The organism is Ochrobactrum sp. BTU2 (genome assembly GCF_024539785.1).
Lineage (GTDB): Bacteria > Pseudomonadota > Alphaproteobacteria > Rhizobiales > Rhizobiaceae > Brucella > Brucella anthropi.
Map to the genome: position 1 here is coordinate 1 of NZ_JAHWRG010000006.1, position 16,904 is coordinate 16,904.

Below are 16,904 nucleotides of genomic sequence, written 5' to 3' on the forward strand. Positions count from 1 at the left end.
GGCGCCATATAGACCCCATCATTCCAAACTGTCAACGCAGTTTCGTAAAAAAGAAGGAATTTTCTTTCCACAGCCAACGATCAAAAAGCAGACCCATTGCGCTTTAGGCAGAGAGCCATCCCATGCGATCCGCCACATCATTCGCAAGAGCGCGCACACGCTTGCCCATATCTTCTATAATGTCAGGACGAGCCTCAGCCGCCATCATGGACAGAGCGATACCGGCCGTTGGGTGGAAAGGCCGGTCACAGATCGCAGCGCCGATGCAGAACATGCCTTCGCGCAACTGGCCGTTATCCAGTGAATAGCCTCTTGCTTTCGCCTCTGCCATCTCGGCCTCCAGTGCCTTGAGCGAAGGCGCGCTGGCCGGCGTGATCAGCTCGGGCCATTCGGGCGGCAGGTGACGGGCCAACTCCTGCGGCGACATCGCTGCCAGCATGGCCTTGCCAGTCGCGGTAAAGACAGCGGGAACCCGCATACCGATGCGGAATGTGATTCCCAATGGCGCGGTCGAGTTGCGGCACGAAAGATAAATGACATCCGGTCCTTCCAGATGCGAAAGCGTCAATGTATGCGCGCCAAGCCCATCGGCATCCGCAACCGCCTCATGAAATGCATCGACAATGTCGCTGCCAGCCATGAACACATTGGCCCAGCGCACTGATTGCGATCCCATGCTGAAGCTTCCGTCACCGTTGAGCTTCAGCAGCTTGAGATGCACCAGCGTTTGGCAAAGTCCGTGCACACTGCTTTTCGGCAAGCCAGTCCGACGGGCCAGATCGGAAAGCTTGAGCCCGTCCGCAGACCCCTTGCCGCCTTCCTGCGTGGATTTCGCGATCTGATCCAGAATTTGCGCCGCACGCATAACTGCCGGCACCAGTTTCTGGGAACTCTCTTCGTCGCTCACCGTTTTCGTCATAGCTTTGCGTTCACCTGATCGACCGCCTGATTAACCGTTTGACTTTGATTATTACGGGCTGTTTAATTCAAAATATCGTAAGCCGTTCAATATACTGAACGAGCTTTCTCTGCAAGACTGGGATGGAACATCAATATGCTCGCTTTGAAAGACCCCTCGCTGCTCAAATCGCAATGCCTTGTTGACGGGCGCTGGATAGACGCCACGGACGGCACCAAGATCGACGTGACCAATCCGGCAGACGGCTCGGTCATCGGCACAGTTCCCTCTCTTTCTGTCGCGACCATCAAGGAAGCTATCGACGCTTCCGCAAAGGCTTTCCCGGCATGGGCCGCCAAGACCGCCAAGGAGCGCACAGCGATCCTGCGTAAATGGTTCGATCTCATCGTTGCCAATGCCGACGATATCGCTCTTATCATGACGTCGGAACAGGGCAAGCCGCTTGCTGAGGCACGCGGCGAAGTTCTCTATGCGGCATCATTCATCGAATGGTTCGCTGAAGAAGCAAAGCGCGTCTATGGAGACACTATCCCTGCCCCGCAGGCGGGACAGCGCCTGACGGTCATCCGCCAGCCGGTCGGCGTCACCGCTGCAATCACACCATGGAACTTCCCGGCAGCGATGATTACCCGCAAGGCAGCCCCTGCTCTTGCGGCCGGTTGCACCATGATCGTGCGCCCCGCCGACCTCACGCCGCTGACGGCACTGGCGCTTGGCGTTCTTGCCGAAAAGGCAGGCATTCCGGCTGGCGTTCTCCAGATCGTTACCGGCAAGGCGCGTGAAATTGGTGCCGAACTGACAAGCAATGATATTGTGCGCAAGCTCTCCTTCACCGGCTCGACGGAAGTCGGACGCCTGCTGATGGCGCAATGCGCCCCGACCATCAAGCGCATCTCGCTGGAACTTGGCGGCAATGCGCCGTTCATCGTGTTCGACGATGCTGATCTGGACGCCGCCGTCGACGGTGCCATGATTTCCAAATACCGCAATGCGGGCCAGACCTGTGTCTGCGCCAACCGCATCTATGTGCAGCGCAGGATCTACGACAAGTTCGCTGAAAAGCTCGCGGCCAAGGTCAAGGAACTCAAGGTCGGCAATGGCACAGAACCGGGTGTCGTCATCGGCCCAATGATCGAACCGAAGGCCATCACCAAGGTCAAGGCACATATTGACGATGCCGTATCCAAGGGCGCGAAGCTCATCACCGGCGGCAAGGAACTGGGCGGCCTGTTCTTCGAACCAGGCGTGCTGACGGGCGTAACGCCTGACATGATCGTAGCCAAGGAAGAAACTTTCGGCCCGCTGGCCCCACTCTTCGCCTTCGACACGGAAGAAGAAGTCATCGCCATGGCCAATGACACGATCTTCGGTCTGGCGGCTTATTTCTATACGGAGAATTTCAGCCGTGCGATCCGTGTCAGCGAAGGACTGGAATACGGCATGGTCGGCCACAATACCGGGCTCATTTCCAACGAAGTCGCGCCCTTTGGCGGCGTGAAGCAGTCAGGCCTCGGTCGCGAGGGCTCCAAATACGGCATCGAGGAATATCTCGAGACCAAATATATCTGCAGCGCCTACAAGCGTTAAAAACCGCTGTTTTCCATACCGTTCCCTGGAAAGCAGTGTCAAAAAAGATGGCGCGCATTGTTCGCGCCATCTTTTTTATTTATAGACGGTGCAACTACTAATATGGCTTCCGCCAAAGATAATCCGGAAAATATATGCTGCGCCGCCTTTACGACTGGACGATTTCGCTTGCCGCAAGAAAATCCGCCGAATGGTGGCTCGCCATCATCGCCTTTGTAGAAAGCTCGGTCTTTCTTGTCCCCGCCGACGTCCTGTTTCTGCCCATGGCACTTGCCCGCCCCGAACGCGCCTGGCGTTATGCCTTCATCGCAACAGTGGCTTCCGTCCTTGGCGGCATTGCGGGCTGGTATCTCGGCTATCATGCCTACGAGCAGATCGCCAAACCGGTACTCGAGATGTACGACAAGCTCGACACGTTCGAGCAATTGCGCGGTACAACCAGCGCCGACACCATTCTATTGATGCTGATCACCTCCGGCCTTGCACATCTGCCGCCGATCAAGGTGGTGACGATCCTGTCCGGTGCAGCTGGCATCAATATCTGGCTCTTCATCGCATCGGCGATCGTTGCGCGCGGTGCGCGTTTCTATTTCCTCGCCTGGCTGCTGCGCCGTTATGGCGAACCGATCCGCGATTTCATCGAAAAGCGTCTTGGCCTGATCGCAAGTCTCGTAGCTGTCGTCCTGATCGCGCTCTTCTTTGCTGTGAAATATCTTCACGCCTGAGCGGTTCGCCCAAACTCGGTCAAAATAAATTGCTTGGAGACAAGCAAGCAGTTTGCCTTAAGAATAAGAGAGCCTTTTCAGGGAATCCCATATGGCGTTTGCACTCAATAATCCGGTCGGCAAAACACAGGCATGGACCGCAGGCATCATGACCATCGGCCTCGCCGCAACTGTCGGCACGGCACTGGGCTTCGAGCATCTGGCTGGCTTCATGCCCTGCAAGCTCTGTCTCGAACAGCGCACGCCTTACTATATCGGCGTTCCGGTTCTGGCTGCAGCTTGGGTCTCCTACGGCCTGAAATGGCCCCCGATCCTGACGCGCGGTCTTATCCTGATCGGCGCACTCTTGATGACCTTCGGGCTGGCGCTTGCCATCTATCATACCGGCGTTGAACTGAAATACTGGCCGGGACCGGTTGATTGCAGTGCCGCGACAATGAAAGTCACGCTGGATGCAGGCAATCTCCTGAGCGACCTCAATTCGACGCGTCCGCCCGCATGCGACAGCGCGCCGGGCCACTTCCTCGGCCTGTCCTTTGCCGGATGGAACGTCGTCGCAAGCCTGCTCTTTGCAGCTATCGGCTACTACGGCGCTTTTGCGAAAAGTGGGAAGTAAAAGCGGGAAACTATAGGGATCAGGGCTCCAGTTCGACATCCCAGTACAGAAAATCGAGCCAGCTATCGTGCAGATGGTTGGGTGGGAAAAGGCGGCCGTTATTGTGCAGGTCCTGCACAGTCGGCATGGCTGGCTTCTGGCGCGGCCACATATGCGCGACGGCAGGCATCATGCCGCCCTTGCGCAGATTGCATGGTGAACAGGCGGCGACCACATTTTCCCACGTCGTCTCGCCGCCATGGCAACGCGGGGTAACGTGATCGAAAGTCAGGTCATGCGGCGAGCCGCAATACTGGCACTCGAAACGATCACGCAAAAAGACGTTGAAGCGCGTGAACGCAGGATAGCGCGGCGGCTTCACATAATCCTTCAGGCAAATCACGCTCGGAACGCGCATGGAGAACGATGGTGAGGAAACGATGTGATCGTATTCCGCCACAATGTTCACGCGTTCGAGAAACACCGCCTTGATCGCATCCTGCCAGGACCAGAGCGACAGGGGATAATAGCTGAGCGGACGGTAATCAGCGTTCAGAACCAGCGCGGGCAAGCCACTGGTCGAGACGGTTCTGGGCGAGACGGCAACAGTCAAGGGCGCACCTCCTTCAGAGCAACTCCGAAAAAGGGCGAAATGGCTCTCCATGCGGAATTGCGCTTTCATCGAAGCGCCGCGCGTCCATTTGGGCGCAACAACGACGCTCCAACCTTCCACGCATCGGTCCAAAAATCGAAATCGATTTTTGAAAAGCCCGATGCGTATTCTCAAATAATTAGAGCACCTTTGTGCGCCCCATAGGGCGCACGGCGCTCTAAGGACGGGACTGCAATCAGCAGAAAATCAAGCTTCCGCGAATCGAAATTCCGTCATCAGCCGATGCGGATAATGTAAGCCCGACGTGACAGGATTGTGAAGCGGAAACGCATTTATGCTTCGGGAAACACGCAAGTTTTACAGCAGCATCTATAAAAGTGGCGCCGCTTCACGCCCCTTGATCGCCGCATAATAAGCCCAGAACAATCGCGCCGCCACGCCGCGCCATGGCGCCCAGTCTTCCGCCAGCTTGCGAAGGGCAACAGCATCAGGCCGGATCTCATGTGCAAAGGCGTGGCCAACAGCCGTCTGCAAGGCCACATCGCCAGCCGGAAACACGTCCGGATGACCGGCAGCAAACAGAAGATAGACCTCCGCCGTCCATGGGCCGATGCCTTTGATGGCCGTCAGTGCCGCGATCGCTTCTTCGGCAGGCAGATCGCAAAGCCCATGCAGGTCGATTGCCCCTTCTGCCAAAGCTTCACTCAAGGCAAACAGCGTTCTCTGCTTGGGACGCGAGAGACCAGCAAAACGCCAAGCCTCCTCCCCGCCCGCAATATAGGTTTCGGGCGTCAGCGGATCGATGGCCTGTTTCAGCCGGGCCCAGATCGCGGTGGCACTGGCCGTCGAAACCTGTTGTGCGACAATGATGGATGCCAGACTTTCAAATCCGGGTTCGGACCGGCGTAGCGGCACCGCATGGGACCGGCTCCGAATATCGGCCAGCCGAATATCGGCGAGAACCAGAGCCTCCAGCCCCGCCTCAATATCGCTCAATGTATCGATCCGCCGCATCGCACAGCCTTTCATTCTCTCGGTGCACAACGTACCAATGGAATCAGATGACATTCAACTGACACCGGCAACTGACATTGAAAACACCATGACCGCACCTGTGTTCCGCTTTGCTCCGAGTCCCAATGGCCAGCTTCACCTTGGCCATGCCTATTCCGCTCTTCTGAACGCAGATATGGCCAAAAAGAGCAACGGGCGCTTCCTGCTGCGCATGGAAGATATCGACACAGCACGCTGTACGCCTGCGCTGGAACAAGGCATTTACGACGATCTCCGCTGGCTTGGCCTGACATGGGAAACCCCTGTGCGCCGCCAGTCGGAACATTTCGGCGAATATCGCAACGCCCTGACCAAACTTGCCGACAAGGGCCTCGTCTATCCGGCATTTCTCAGCCGGGGCGAAGTTCGCGAGCGGATCGGCGAAGCTTTCGCCAAGGGCAAGGACTGGCCTTCCGACCCGGATGGAACACCGCTCTATCCGCAAAGCGAGCGCGATCTGACCGAAAAGGAACAGATGGAGCGTATCGCCTCAGGCATGTCCTATGCCTGGCGGCTCAATATGGAGAAAGCACTCGACATGGCTGGCGAAGCGCTCTTCTGGAACGAAAGCGGCGCGGGGCCGGATGGCGAGACCGGACGCGTGAACGCCGATCCAGCGCAATGGGGCGACGTGGTGATTGCCCGCAAGGACACACCAACCAGCTATCACCTCTCCGTTGTCGTGGACGATGCCTTGCAGGGCATCACCCATGTCGTGCGCGGGCACGATCTGTTTCACGCGACATCCGTGCACCGGCTGCTGCAGAAGCTGCTCGGCCTGCCCGAGCCGCTTTATCACCATCACGATCTGGTGCTGGGCGACGACGGGATGAAACTATCGAAAAGCCGGCAGGATACAGCGCTCGCATCATTGCGCGAACAAGGCTTTACGCCCGACGATATTCGCGCCAAGCTGTCCCTATAAAAGCTATTTTCGCCGCAGCGTCACAGATGATGTGCCCACGCACCGATTGACGAAAGCACACCAAAGCGGTTCAAAGGCAACATGATAGCTAGCACTGAAGAGTGCCGGCGGTAGATTTGTTTATTTTGAAGGAGGCAGAGCCATGGTTTCTCAGAAAGCCGGTAATTACGTTGAGATAGAAGGCTTGCGCGTTGCCCCTGAACTGGTGGAATTTCTGGCCAAGGAAGCTGCTCCCGGAACCGGTGTGGAGCCGGAAAAGTTTTGGAAGGGCTTTGCCGCCATCATCCGCGATCTCGCACCGAAGAACCGCGCCCTCCTTGCCAAGCGTGACGACCTGCAGGCCAAGATCGATGCCTGGTACAAGCAGAACCGCGACAAGGGCTACAGCCAGGCGGATTACCAGCAGTTCCTGAAGGACATCGGCTATCTCCTGCCGGAAGGCGGTGAGTTCTCGGTTTCGACCACCAATGTCGATCCGGAAATCACCCATATCGCTGGCCCGCAGCTTGTCGTTCCGGTGATGAATGCCCGCTACGCGCTCAACGCCGCTAATGCGCGCTGGGGTTCGCTCTATGATGCGCTCTACGGCACCGACGCGATTTCCGATGCCGACGGTGCGGAAAAGGGCAAGGGCTACAATCCGAAGCGTGGCGAAAAGGTCATCGCCTGGGCGAAAAATTTCCTCGATGAAAGCGCACCGCTTACCACCGGCAACTGGGCCAATGTCGCCGGTCTCGCCGTCAAGGACGGTAAACTTGAAATCAAGCTGACCGACGGTTCGGCAGCGGCGCTGAAGGATGCCAACCAGTTCAAGGGTTATAATGGCGACGCAGCCGCCCCGACCAATGTACTGCTGGCGAAGAACAACATGCATGTCGATATCGTCGTCAATGCGGACCATCCGATCGGCAAGACCGATCCGGCCCATATTGCCGATGTGGTTCTGGAATCTGCCGTCAGCACGATTCAAGATTGCGAAGATTCGATTGCTGCCGTCGATGCCGAAGACAAGGTTGCGGTTTATCGCAACTGGCTCGGCCTGATGAACGGCAAGCTGGAAGACACGTTCGAGAAGAACGGCAAGCAGATGACCCGCCGCCTCAATGGCGACCGCAGCTACAAGGCTGCGGACGGTTCCACGCTGTCGCTCAAGGGCCGCTCCCTGATGCTGGTGCGCAATGTCGGCCACCTCATGACCAATCCGGCAATCATTGATGCCGACGGCCATGAAGTGCCGGAAGGTATCATGGATGCAGCCTTCACCAGCCTGATCGCGCTGCACGATATCGGCCCCAATGGTCGCCACATGAATTCGCGCGAAGGCTCGGTCTATATCGTAAAGCCGAAGATGCACGGCCCGGAAGAAGTGGCTTTCGCCAACGAAATCTTCACCCGTACCGAAGAAATGCTCGGCATGAAGCCGAACACGCTTAAAATCGGCATCATGGACGAGGAACGCCGCACCACGGTTAACCTCAAGGAAGCGATCCGCGCCGCCAAGGAACGTGTCGTCTTCATCAATACCGGCTTCCTTGACCGCACCGGCGACGAGATCCATACCTCGATGGAAGCAGGCCCGATGATCCGCAAGGGCGATATGAAGCAGGCCGCTTGGATCGGTGCTTACGAACAGTGGAATGTCGATATCGGTCTCGAATGCGGCCTTTCCGGCCATGCGCAGATTGGCAAGGGCATGTGGGCCATGCCGGACCTGATGGCAGCCATGCTGGAACAGAAAATCGCCCATCCGAAGGCCGGAGCGAATACCGCATGGGTGCCGTCGCCGACCGCTGCCACCCTTCACGCGACCCACTATCATCAGGTGGATGTTGCTGCCGTTCAGGCAAAGCTGAAGAGCCGTCCGCGCGCCAAGCTCGACGACATTCTGTCGGTGCCGGTCGCAACCCGCCCGAACTGGACGCCGGAAGATATCCAGCACGAAATCGACAATAACGCGCAAGGCATTCTGGGCTACGTCGTGCGCTGGGTCGATCAGGGCGTTGGCTGCTCGAAGGTTCCGGACATCAACAATGTCGGCCTGATGGAAGACCGCGCAACGCTGCGCATCTCCGCACAGCACATCGCCAACTGGCTCTATCATGGCGTCGTTTCGGAAGCCCAAGTGATGGAAACCATGAAGCGCATGGCAGCCGTCGTCGACAAGCAGAACGAAGGCGATGCCCTCTACCGCCCGATGGCCGCTGACTTCGACAAGTCGATTGCCTTCCAGGCCGCATGCGATCTGGTCTTCAAGGGCCGCGAGCAGCCGAACGGCTACACCGAGCCAGTCCTGCATCGCCGCCGTTTGGAACTGAAAGCTCAAGGGTGATTCTTTTCACTTGCAAATGATCGGATACGGCGGGAGAAATCCCGCCGTTTTCTTGTTCAATAAGGTTCTGAAATGACCCTCCTCATCCGCCACGCGACGGAAACCGATCTCCCTGCCCTGCTCGCCATCTATAATGATGCAGTTCAGAACACGCTCGCCATCTGGAATGAAACGCTCGTCGATCTGGAAAACCGTCGCGAATGGCTCAAGGGCCGCAATCGCGATGGCTTTCCGGTTCTGGTGGCCGAACGCGAAGGGCAGGTCGTTGGCTATGCGAGCTATGGCCCGTTCCGTCCGTTCGAGGGTTTTCGCCACTCATCCGAACTTTCGATCTATGTGGCGAGTGACGCCCGCGGCGGCGGCATCGGACGCGCGCTCCTGACCGAGCTTGTGGACGAAGCGCGCGAGCGCAAGGTGCATGTGCTGATTGCCGGTATCGAAGCGGGCAATGCCGCTTCCATCGCGCTGCATAAATCGCAGGGCTTTGAGGATTGCGGCACACTGAAACAGGTCGGCCAGAAATTCGGGCGCTGGCTCGATCTTACCTTCATGCAGAAAATTCTCTGATTGAAAAAGGGCCGCTTTCGCGGCCCTTTTTATTAGTTCGGCTGTGGAACCGCAGTCCCGGTCGAAAGCTCCGTCAGACCGATCTCACCTTCAACCTGATCGCTGCGAGCCATCAGGTAAAGACCAAGGCCACAGGTCAGGGCAGCGATGAACACCAGATACCAGGCATGTGCCATCGGATTGACCGCCAGAAGCGACGTCACGATCACCGGCGTCAGACCACCAAAGACCGCATAGGAAACATTGTAGGAAAACGACAGACCCGAGAAGCGAACCGGTGCCGGGAATGCGCGTACCATCACATAAGGCACTGCACCAACCATGCCGACCGAAAGCCCCATCACAGCGTAAAGTGCAAACAGGACCGGCAGGGAAACCGCCGCATAGGTGTAGAACACGAAAGTCGCAACACCGAAGAAAATGCCTGCAACAGCGAAGAAACGTCCGCTGCCAATGCGGTCGACAATCGCGCCTGCGCTCACAGTTCCGAACATCAGGAACAGCGTGCCGAAGCTTGTGGCGGCAAGCGACTGCAAAGGCGTGTAGCCATAAAGTTTCTGCAGGAAAGTTGCGGTCATCAGCGTGGTGACCACGATGCCTGCCGACAAGATCCATGTCAGCAGCACGGAAATGATAACGCCATGCATGTGGTTGCGCAGAACAGTGCCGAGCGGCAGCTTATCCTTGAGCAGATGGCTGTTCTTCATCTCGGTGAAGATCGGCGTTTCAGCCAGCCAGCGGCGCAGATAAACGGCAAACAGGCCGAAGATACCGCCGATGAAGAATGGAATACGCCATGCATAAGCAGCCAGTTCTTCCGGGGTGAAAATCCAGTTGATAGCCGTCGCAATAAGCGAGCCGATCATGATGCCAAGCGTGAGGCCAGAGCACAGGAAACCGCACGCCATGCCGACACGATTGGCAGGCACATGTTCCGCCACGAAGGTCCATGCGCCCGGAACTTCACCGCCAATGGCAGCACCCTGCAACATGCGGAAGACGATCAGCAGGATCGGCGCGCCAACGCCCAGCGTCGCATAGGTTGGCAGGCAGGCCATGGCCAATGTCGAGATCGACATTAGAAACACCGAGAAGGCGAAGACGCGCTTGCGGCCGAACTTGTCACCGAAATGCGCCAGTACAATGCCACCGATGGGCCGCACCAGATAGCTGGCTGCGAAAATACCGAACGTCTGGATCAGCACCAGCCAGTCGGGCATGTCAGGCGGAAAAAACAGATGACCTATGACACTCGCAAAGAACACGAAGATGATGAAATCATAAAACTCCAGCGCACCACCAAGAGCCGAAAGGCCGAGCGTGCGGAAATCCTGCCGGTTAAGCGGACGGGGACTGTTGCTTGCGTGGAGATTCGTCGATGCCATCGATTCGATTCTTTTCTGGTGGTTTACGCAGTGGGGCCGATCTTTTCGGGTGGGTTTTAATGCGCCAATTGTGCATGCACTGCAAGGCTTGACTTCCAGATGTCGAAGCATATTTTAGAACTATTCTAAACTTTGGATTCCTGAAATGCTCAGCCGATTCTTCCGCAACGACCGTCGCCCTTTCGATTCGCTTTCCGAACAGGAAATTCTGGCGCTTGCCATATCCTCCGAAGAAGACGACGCACGCATCTATCTCGCCTATGCCGACGGCTTGCGTGACGAGTTTCCGCAATCGGCGAAAATCTTCGAACAGATGGCGGCAGAAGAACACGGACATCGCGATGCGCTGATCGAACGCCACAAAGCCCGCTTTGGCGACCGGATTCCGCTGATCCGCCGCGAGCATGTCAGCGGCTATTACGATCGCAAGCCGGACTGGCTGGTGCGTCCGCTTGGCATCGACAAGGTGCGTGAAGCTGCATCGGAAATGGAGGAACAGGCCTACCGCTTCTATGTCGAGGCGGCCAAACGCGTCAGCGATGCAGACACCCGCAAATTGCTGGGCGACCTTGCCCAGCAGGAAAAGCAGCATGAAGCCAAGGCCGAGTCGCTGGAACACACACTGACGCCGGACGATGTGCAGGATGAGGAGCGCGCCGCCGAGCGCAAGCAGTTCATCCTCACCTATGTCCAACCCGGGCTTGCTGGCCTGATGGACGGATCAGTTTCAACGCTTGCCCCGATCTTCGCCGCCGCCTTTGCGACCCAGGATACCTGGCAGACCTTTCTGGTCGGCCTGTCCGCCTCGGTCGGCGCCGGTATTTCGATGGGGTTCACCGAAGCCATCCACGATGACGGCAAGCTCTCGGGCCGAGGCTCGCCGATCAAGCGCGGCCTGTCCTGCGGTATCATGACGACGCTGGGCGGCCTTGGTCATACCCTGCCCTACCTGATCAAGGATTTCTGGACCGCCACAAGCATCGCAGCGATTCTGGTCTTCTTCGAACTCTGGGCCATCGCATTCATCCAGAACCGCTATATGGAAACACCGTTCCTCCGCTCTGTGCTTCAGGTGGTTCTGGGCGGTGGCCTCGTGCTGGCGGCAGGTATATTGATCGGGAACGCCTAAACCGTCACAGCATCCTGCGGTCGGGAAATCGGTTCTTCGAAAGTCTCGATCGCAATGCGGCCTTGCCGGGAAACGGTGACAAAACTGTTTGCCGGCACCGCCATCCAGTTGGCGGCTTCACCGTCCAGTGGCTCTGACACCACGCATATGCCGGACGATCCACCAAGTGTCGCGGTATAAAGCGTCGGCGCGAAAGCATCGGTGGCATAGCGGATCGCGTAAAGCTGATTCCCGTCGGAAAACGCCGCGGTCAGCCGCAGAAATGGCGGCACACCGCCGCGAACTGCTTCCTCGACAACCGTTGCCACCATGCGCTTCATGGCCAGCACTGGATCAGTGTCGAGGCCGAATTCCAGCATCAGCAGGAAGATCAGTTCCGAATCGGTTGCGCCATGCTTCTGGCCATAGACGTCGTCGCTCAAATGGCTTTCCAGCCTGCGACGCAGCCGGTCGAAATGACCGATCTGGCCGTTATGCATGAAGCTCCAGCGTCCGGAAACGAAGGGATGGCAGTTGGAACGGCTGGTCAGCCCGCCGGTCGAGGCCCGCACATGCGCAAGGAAAAGGCGCGACTGAATTTGCCGCGCAAGGCTGCGAAGATTCTGGTCGGACCATGCGGGCAGAATATCCCGATAAAGGCCCGGTTCATCGCGATTGCCATACCAGGCAACGCCGAAGCCGTCGCCATTGGTACGTGTTTTGGCTTCATGCGCATCGTGGCTTTGCGCCACGAGCGAATGGCAGGGAGACGATATGATGTCTTCCAGATAGGTTTCAGGTCCGAGATAGGCGGCCCAACGACACATTTGCGATCCGGTGTTTACCGGCCCCGGTTATGCGTCCGCTCATAAAGCTGGCGAACGATTGTGCTCGCCGTCTTCTCGAACAAAAATGGCAAAATTGCATGGATCAGTGCCGCAAAGGCCGCACAAAAAAGCTTGAACGAAAAACGTCCGGCAAAGGCCATATGTTCGAAATAGGTCTCGTCAACCGACTGAGGGTGTTCGGTGAAGAGGCGCGTGATGCGAGTGGTCATTGGAAATACTCCCGTCAATGAGTAAGTTGTTCCCGTTATACGGCGCATATCGCGCCTTTCTGGAAAATCATTCTAGCAAATGCATCTGAGATGAAATCTCAAAATATCCTTGATAATTACTATTTATTGGGACAATTATCCCACTATGAAACCAGTTCTCGACGAAATTGATCGAAAAATCCTGGATCAGCTGCAAATCGATGGGACCCTGTCCGTTGATTCTCTCTCTGAGCGGGTGCACTTATCGCGCAATGCCTGCTGGCGCCGGGTCAAGCGCATGGAGGATGAGGGGATCATCAAGGCGCGCGTCGCTTTGGTCGATGCCGAGATGGCCGGTTGCGGCCTGTCCGTCTTCATTCTCGTACGCACGTCGAGCCACGATCCCGACTGGCTGACGAAATTTCGCGGTGCCATGGGGCGCTTTCCGGAGATCGTCGGAGTTTATCGCATGACCGGCGATCTGGACTACGTGCTGAAGGCGCGTGTTTCCGACGTCAAAGCCTATGACCGGCTTTATCAGCGACTGATTGCCAGCGTTCCCCTGTCAGATGTTTCGGCTTCATTCGTCATGGAAGAGATCAAGGAAACGACCGCCGTGCCGTTGGAGCGGGATTAAATCCCTCGCGGAGGGCAACTCATCGTGTAAAAGCATGATCCTGTGCCGCACTATCATTGCAAAACAGCAAATAGACGGTACACCTTTCATTGGTTTTCACGTATGAGCGTCGCCAATTTAGAGCGCATCCTGAAAAGTGAGAAACGGTTTCAGACAAGATGCGCGATGAAACAATGTTCCGCAAGAAAGGCCCCCTCATGACCGTAGCATCCGCACAAGCGCCAACGCTCGGCATCATCCGCCTCGAACATGCGAAAGGCCTCGAACTCCCGGCCTATGAGACAACGGGTTCGGCTGGCATGGACCTGCGGGCAGCCGTTGCCGAAGATCGCCAGATCGTTCTCCTGCCGGGACGTCGCACGCTGGTGCCGACAGGGCTGATCTTCGAAATTCCCGAAGGTTTTGAAGTGCAGATTCGTCCGCGCTCGGGCCTTGCCTTCAAGAACGGCATCACCTGCCTCAATACGCCCGGCACCATCGATTCCGATTATCGTGGCGAGGTGAAGGTTCTTCTCATCAATCTGGGCGATGACGATTTCCGCATCGAACGCGGTATGCGTATTGCACAGGCTGTTTTCGCACCAGTCGTCCAGCCGAAGATTGAAGAGCGCGCCCAAGTAACCGAGACGGCGCGCGGCGCTGGCGGCTTCGGTTCGACCGGCACGGCATAAGCGAACAAATCGCACGAAAAAGCCCGGCTCAGCCGGGCTTTTTTATTGCCGATTTCTTATTGCGTCAGAGCCGCGCGCTGGCAAAGTACGCCAGTGACCTGAACGTCGGCTTGTCCAATCTTGACCCCGAGCATATCCAGCACCCCGAAAAGCAGGCCATCCACCACCGGGCCCAAAGGCGTTAGCAAGGTGCCTAGGAGCTGGGTAAGCCCACTCAAGGGCAGAGGCAAAGGCAGCAATCCTATCAAAACGACCTCGAGATCAAGCCCCTTTACCAGCCCGACAAAAAGCGACCCCACGAGCTGGTTGGTCCCCACGGTTTTGATCCGTTTGGCGGCAATATCGGCAGGAGTAAAGGTCACAATTTCCTGCTTAGGATTGCCAAGCGGCAATTCAACACGTCCGCGAAGCTCGGCTATGTCCAGAGGTCCCAATTTCACTACGGCGATCGCCGTCTTCTTGACGGTCGGCGTTTTGCTGAAATTCTTCATCAAATCGATATCGGTATCGCCAAGATAGACACCGGCCACGCCCGGTTTAACACCAAGTTTTACCGTGGCACTTCCGGGTCCCTGCGGGCAGCTTATACTTTTGAGTTCGGCTTCACCGCTCGCCACGTCAATAAAGATCGGCACGTGAACATTGGCCAGATAGGAAACAATACCGTTATTGCCGACCTCAAGTTCCAGAAGCAGGCGTATCTGTGCAGTGCGGACCAAAGCACCTACCCCTCCAACAGTGAAGAACGGGGTCTTTTGTGCTGGCTCTCCAACGGCAATGTCCAGTTTAAGCGTAAGTACACCAGGCAAGCTTAGCCCAGGACCAAGCTTGATTTGATTGTTTCCCCCCAACATTGCCGCTGCGGTTATCATCTGCAGCACGTTAGCGGTGATATTGTAGTTATTAGATGATCCGAGCGATGCGTCGGCTATTGATCCAAGGCCTAGCAATTTTCCAACCGGTAGCTTCGTGTTAAGCGCACCGGCGTTCTTCCCGAGAAGGGTCAGAGCAGCCTTTGCTGCTGGATTACTCGTTGTGACCTCCGCCATAACGCTTGCCAGCATCCCGACTGAAACATCCGTGTTTAGCAGCTGGTTATAGGTCCCGGCCGTCAATCCCACCTTTGGAGCCAGCTTGTCCAGAAAGCCGAGCAGATTGATATCGGTTGCCGCGAGTGCATTGTAATCAACAAGCTTCAGATTGAGGGTGGTCCCCAACAAGCCACCGAGAAGTCCGTTCAACACACTCTGATCGGTATTCAGGCTCAATAATCGCGAACCGATCCAAAACGCGGCTTCCGCCTTCGTGGCCGCCATGCCGGTAGCGCCGAGCGCGGGGCGATTGATGAATGCCTGACCAAAATAGAGATTGCCCGGACGTGCCAGCCGGACGCGAACCGCATCGGGACTGGTACCACCGGCGACAAAACGCTTCTCAACCGCACGACTTTTATCGGGGAAATAATTGCCCTTCTCCACCCAGACACGCGTCTTGTTGTCGGTCTTTCCGTTGACGACGGACGGATCGTAAGCGCCGGTCATCAGCACCGGATCAAGACCGTTCGCCCGTAATTGCCGCAGTACCGCATCATTGGCCTGCGAAAGGGAAGCCGCACCGGCAACGGCGGCAAAATCCGCCATGCTCTGCAGCTGGCGCCGCTCCAGAAACAGCGAACTTGTGTCCACGCTGAAAGCCGCCACCGCCAGAAATATGGGGGATACCAGCGCCGCCATTGTCGCCAGATTGCCGCCCCGCGCACGCAGGAAACGCGATACCAGACCCCGCATATCGAATACCCCCACCCTGTGTCAGATTCCGCCAAGCCTTATCGTCGATGCCCTTGTAATGGTCGTGTCTGGAAGCGGCAGCCCCGTCATCAGGTTCCAGATCGGCAGGTTTTGCGCATTGTAGCGGATCGTTACCGTGAACTGGTTCGGATCGGACTGGGCATTGTCGACACTCACCTGCATCTTGGCTGGATCGATCAGTGAATATTTTGCCGCGTTTTTCTGGATGTAGGTTGTCGCCAGCGTCAACCGCTCTGGGGGATCGATACCCGCCAGCGCCGTCCGCGTGGCATCTGCCGCAAGCTGCTGGACGGCATTCGCCACGCCCAGATAAAGACCGAAGGCGATCATACCCATCAGGATCAGAAGAAAAACCGGCGCCAATATTGCAAATTCGACTGCTGCCGTGCCGCTTTTATTTCGCTTGAAAAATAACAATGAAGGTATTCTTCGATGCAGGTTTGAAAACCTGTCCGATATGAATGAAAACCTTTTTCGCCCCATAATAAGGTAAGCCATTTGCCCTCCCGTCAAAGAGCATTGAAACCTTATTCCCACGTCAATTCGAAGCAACATGCATCATGCATGCGCCGACCATCCGCCTTTGCGGACAGGTCACGTTCTAAATTCTTCCATCTACTTTCAGATGTGATTTCCCGATCTTATTTAATCAGGAGATAATTTAAGAACACTTAATTACTTTAAGAATCCTGTTTTATTTTGCGACTTCCAAAAGAATAACTGCAAGTTGTATATTGGTGCCAACTTGGTTCTCTTCATCGCTTGCTTTCGCACCATGACCGGAAGGAACCAGAAGCATCCATCCCTTTGTGTCACCGACAATTATTGCATGACAAATAATTAAGATGAAATCCTGAGCGGAGAAGCATAGATATCCCGTTAGCAATCCATAGTGGGCAAGTATTGTCTCGCTTTGGTTGTATGCGACAGAGAATTGGCGGGACAT

Annotated in this window: 18 protein-coding genes; 9 read left to right on the forward strand and 9 right to left on the reverse strand. The window is 56.5% G+C overall.

Going from position 1 to position 16,904, the window contains the following annotated elements:
- Positions 1-103 precede the first annotated feature (103 nt).
- Complete coding sequence (locus tag KWJ32_RS18485) at positions 104-919, reverse strand: IclR family transcriptional regulator (RefSeq protein WP_012091380.1); 816 nt, start codon at positions 917-919, stop codon at positions 104-106.
- 135 nt (positions 920-1,054) lie between these two features.
- Here KWJ32_RS18485 and KWJ32_RS18490 point away from each other — a divergent pair, with 135 nt between their 5' ends.
- From KWJ32_RS18490 to KWJ32_RS18500, 3 genes are all read left to right on the forward strand, one after another.
- On the forward strand, positions 1,055-2,506 hold the full coding sequence (locus KWJ32_RS18490) for an NAD-dependent succinate-semialdehyde dehydrogenase (protein WP_012091379.1): 1,452 nt from the start codon (positions 1,055-1,057) through the stop codon (positions 2,504-2,506).
- A gap of 134 nt (positions 2,507-2,640) precedes the next feature.
- Positions 2,641-3,231: a YqaA family protein gene (locus tag KWJ32_RS18495; protein ID WP_151610304.1), complete on the forward strand. Its 591-nt coding sequence runs from the start codon at positions 2,641-2,643 to the stop codon at positions 3,229-3,231.
- 91 nt (positions 3,232-3,322) lie between these two features.
- Positions 3,323-3,847 (forward strand): disulfide bond formation protein B, encoded by a 525-nt coding sequence (locus tag KWJ32_RS18500; protein WP_012091378.1) that lies wholly within the window; start codon positions 3,323-3,325, stop codon positions 3,845-3,847.
- Between the two features lie 19 nt (positions 3,848-3,866).
- Here KWJ32_RS18500 and KWJ32_RS18505 read toward each other — a convergent pair whose 3' ends face one another.
- The gene (locus KWJ32_RS18505) at positions 3,867-4,439 is read right to left on the reverse strand and encodes an HNH endonuclease (RefSeq protein ID WP_010661320.1); all 573 of its coding nucleotides are present in this window, start codon (positions 4,437-4,439) and stop codon (positions 3,867-3,869) included.
- Between the two features lie 369 nt (positions 4,440-4,808).
- Positions 4,809-5,453 carry a DNA-3-methyladenine glycosylase gene (locus KWJ32_RS18510; RefSeq protein WP_040129102.1) on the reverse strand — a complete coding sequence of 215 codons (645 nt, stop codon included), beginning with the start codon at positions 5,451-5,453 and terminating at the stop codon, positions 4,809-4,811.
- 88 nt (positions 5,454-5,541) lie between these two features.
- On the opposite strand from KWJ32_RS18510, the gene gluQRS reads away from it, so the two are divergent.
- The 3 genes from gluQRS (at position 5,542) to KWJ32_RS18525 (ending at position 9,313) form a co-directional block, all read left to right on the forward strand.
- Positions 5,542-6,417 (forward strand): tRNA glutamyl-Q(34) synthetase GluQRS, encoded by an 876-nt coding sequence (gene gluQRS / locus KWJ32_RS18515; protein WP_012091376.1) that lies wholly within the window; start codon positions 5,542-5,544, stop codon positions 6,415-6,417.
- A gap of 142 nt (positions 6,418-6,559) precedes the next feature.
- Positions 6,560-8,746, forward strand: a complete 2,187-nt coding sequence (locus KWJ32_RS18520) for a malate synthase G (RefSeq protein ID WP_094514159.1) — start codon at positions 6,560-6,562, stop codon at positions 8,744-8,746.
- A gap of 72 nt (positions 8,747-8,818) precedes the next feature.
- Positions 8,819-9,313 (forward strand): GNAT family N-acetyltransferase, encoded by a 495-nt coding sequence (locus tag KWJ32_RS18525; protein ID WP_012091374.1) that lies wholly within the window; start codon positions 8,819-8,821, stop codon positions 9,311-9,313.
- A 32-nt stretch (positions 9,314-9,345) separates the two neighbouring features.
- On the opposite strand, the gene KWJ32_RS18530 is transcribed toward KWJ32_RS18525, so the two are convergent.
- Positions 9,346-10,698: an MFS transporter gene (locus KWJ32_RS18530; protein ID WP_256886167.1), complete on the reverse strand. Its 1,353-nt coding sequence runs from the start codon at positions 10,696-10,698 to the stop codon at positions 9,346-9,348.
- A gap of 145 nt (positions 10,699-10,843) precedes the next feature.
- Between KWJ32_RS18530 and mbfA the strand changes: the two genes are divergently transcribed.
- Positions 10,844-11,827, forward strand: a complete 984-nt coding sequence (gene mbfA, locus KWJ32_RS18535) for an iron exporter MbfA (RefSeq protein WP_010661326.1) — start codon at positions 10,844-10,846, stop codon at positions 11,825-11,827.
- On the opposite strand, the gene KWJ32_RS18540 is transcribed toward mbfA, so the two are convergent.
- Together KWJ32_RS18540 and KWJ32_RS18545 are read right to left on the reverse strand one after the other, a co-directional pair.
- Entirely contained in the window at positions 11,824-12,633 is an 810-nt protein-coding gene (locus KWJ32_RS18540) for a class II glutamine amidotransferase (protein WP_010661327.1), read from the reverse strand. The genes mbfA and KWJ32_RS18540 overlap by 4 nt on opposite strands.
- A gap of 14 nt (positions 12,634-12,647) precedes the next feature.
- Positions 12,648-12,863 carry a DUF6356 family protein gene (locus KWJ32_RS18545; RefSeq protein ID WP_006473246.1) on the reverse strand — a complete coding sequence of 72 codons (216 nt, stop codon included), beginning with the start codon at positions 12,861-12,863 and terminating at the stop codon, positions 12,648-12,650.
- Positions 12,864-13,008: 145 nt separating this feature from the next.
- On the opposite strand from KWJ32_RS18545, the gene KWJ32_RS18550 reads away from it, so the two are divergent.
- Entirely contained in the window at positions 13,009-13,479 is a 471-nt protein-coding gene (locus tag KWJ32_RS18550) for an Lrp/AsnC family transcriptional regulator (protein ID WP_012091371.1), read from the forward strand.
- 197 nt (positions 13,480-13,676) lie between these two features.
- Complete coding sequence (gene dut, locus KWJ32_RS18555) at positions 13,677-14,150, forward strand: dUTP diphosphatase (RefSeq protein ID WP_010661329.1); 474 nt, start codon at positions 13,677-13,679, stop codon at positions 14,148-14,150.
- Between the two features lie 56 nt (positions 14,151-14,206).
- On the opposite strand, the gene KWJ32_RS18560 is transcribed toward dut, so the two are convergent.
- The 3 genes from KWJ32_RS18560 to KWJ32_RS18570 all read right to left on the reverse strand — a co-directional run bounded on the left by KWJ32_RS18560 (position 14,207) and on the right by KWJ32_RS18570 (position 16,904).
- Complete coding sequence (locus KWJ32_RS18560) at positions 14,207-15,937, reverse strand: TadG family pilus assembly protein (protein ID WP_012091369.1); 1,731 nt, start codon at positions 15,935-15,937, stop codon at positions 14,207-14,209.
- Between the two features lie 21 nt (positions 15,938-15,958).
- The gene (locus KWJ32_RS18565) at positions 15,959-16,375 is read right to left on the reverse strand and encodes a TadE/TadG family type IV pilus assembly protein (protein WP_010661331.1); all 417 of its coding nucleotides are present in this window, start codon (positions 16,373-16,375) and stop codon (positions 15,959-15,961) included.
- Between the two features lie 277 nt (positions 16,376-16,652).
- Positions 16,653-16,904, reverse strand: a complete 252-nt coding sequence (locus KWJ32_RS18570; RefSeq protein WP_040129100.1) for a hypothetical protein — start codon at positions 16,902-16,904, stop codon at positions 16,653-16,655.

What these genes read in the sequence shown, in the direction of transcription:
- KWJ32_RS18495 (WP_151610304.1), top strand. Translation starts at nt 2,641, where the DNA reads ATGCTGCGCCGCCTTTACGACTGGACGATTTCGCTTGCCGCAAGAAAA.
- KWJ32_RS18550 (WP_012091371.1), top strand. Translation starts at nt 13,009, where the DNA reads ATGAAACCAGTTCTCGACGAAATTGATCGAAAAATCCTGGATCAGCTG.
- KWJ32_RS18490 (WP_012091379.1), top strand. Translation starts at nt 1,055, where the DNA reads ATGCTCGCTTTGAAAGACCCCTCGCTGCTCAAATCGCAATGCCTTGTT.
- mbfA (WP_010661326.1), top strand. Translation starts at nt 10,844, where the DNA reads ATGCTCAGCCGATTCTTCCGCAACGACCGTCGCCCTTTCGATTCGCTT.
- KWJ32_RS18520 (WP_094514159.1), top strand. Translation starts at nt 6,560, where the DNA reads ATGGTTTCTCAGAAAGCCGGTAATTACGTTGAGATAGAAGGCTTGCGC.
- KWJ32_RS18560 (WP_012091369.1), bottom strand. Translation starts at nt 15,937, where the DNA reads ATGCGGGGTCTGGTATCGCGTTTCCTGCGTGCGCGGGGCGGCAATCTG.
- KWJ32_RS18540 (WP_010661327.1), bottom strand. Translation starts at nt 12,633, where the DNA reads ATGTGTCGTTGGGCCGCCTATCTCGGACCTGAAACCTATCTGGAAGAC.
- KWJ32_RS18530 (WP_256886167.1), bottom strand. Translation starts at nt 10,698, where the DNA reads ATGGCATCGACGAATCTCCACGCAAGCAACAGTCCCCGTCCGCTTAAC.
- KWJ32_RS18545 (WP_006473246.1), bottom strand. Translation starts at nt 12,863, where the DNA reads ATGACCACTCGCATCACGCGCCTCTTCACCGAACACCCTCAGTCGGTT.
- KWJ32_RS18510 (WP_040129102.1), bottom strand. Translation starts at nt 5,453, where the DNA reads ATGCGGCGGATCGATACATTGAGCGATATTGAGGCGGGGCTGGAGGCT.
- gluQRS (WP_012091376.1), top strand. Translation starts at nt 5,542, where the DNA reads ATGACCGCACCTGTGTTCCGCTTTGCTCCGAGTCCCAATGGCCAGCTT.
- KWJ32_RS18485 (WP_012091380.1), bottom strand. Translation starts at nt 919, where the DNA reads ATGACGAAAACGGTGAGCGACGAAGAGAGTTCCCAGAAACTGGTGCCG.
- KWJ32_RS18500 (WP_012091378.1), top strand. Translation starts at nt 3,323, where the DNA reads ATGGCGTTTGCACTCAATAATCCGGTCGGCAAAACACAGGCATGGACC.
- KWJ32_RS18570 (WP_040129100.1), bottom strand. Translation starts at nt 16,904, where the DNA reads ATGTCCCGCCAATTCTCTGTCGCATACAACCAAAGCGAGACAATACTT.
- dut (WP_010661329.1), top strand. Translation starts at nt 13,677, where the DNA reads ATGACCGTAGCATCCGCACAAGCGCCAACGCTCGGCATCATCCGCCTC.
- KWJ32_RS18525 (WP_012091374.1), top strand. Translation starts at nt 8,819, where the DNA reads ATGACCCTCCTCATCCGCCACGCGACGGAAACCGATCTCCCTGCCCTG.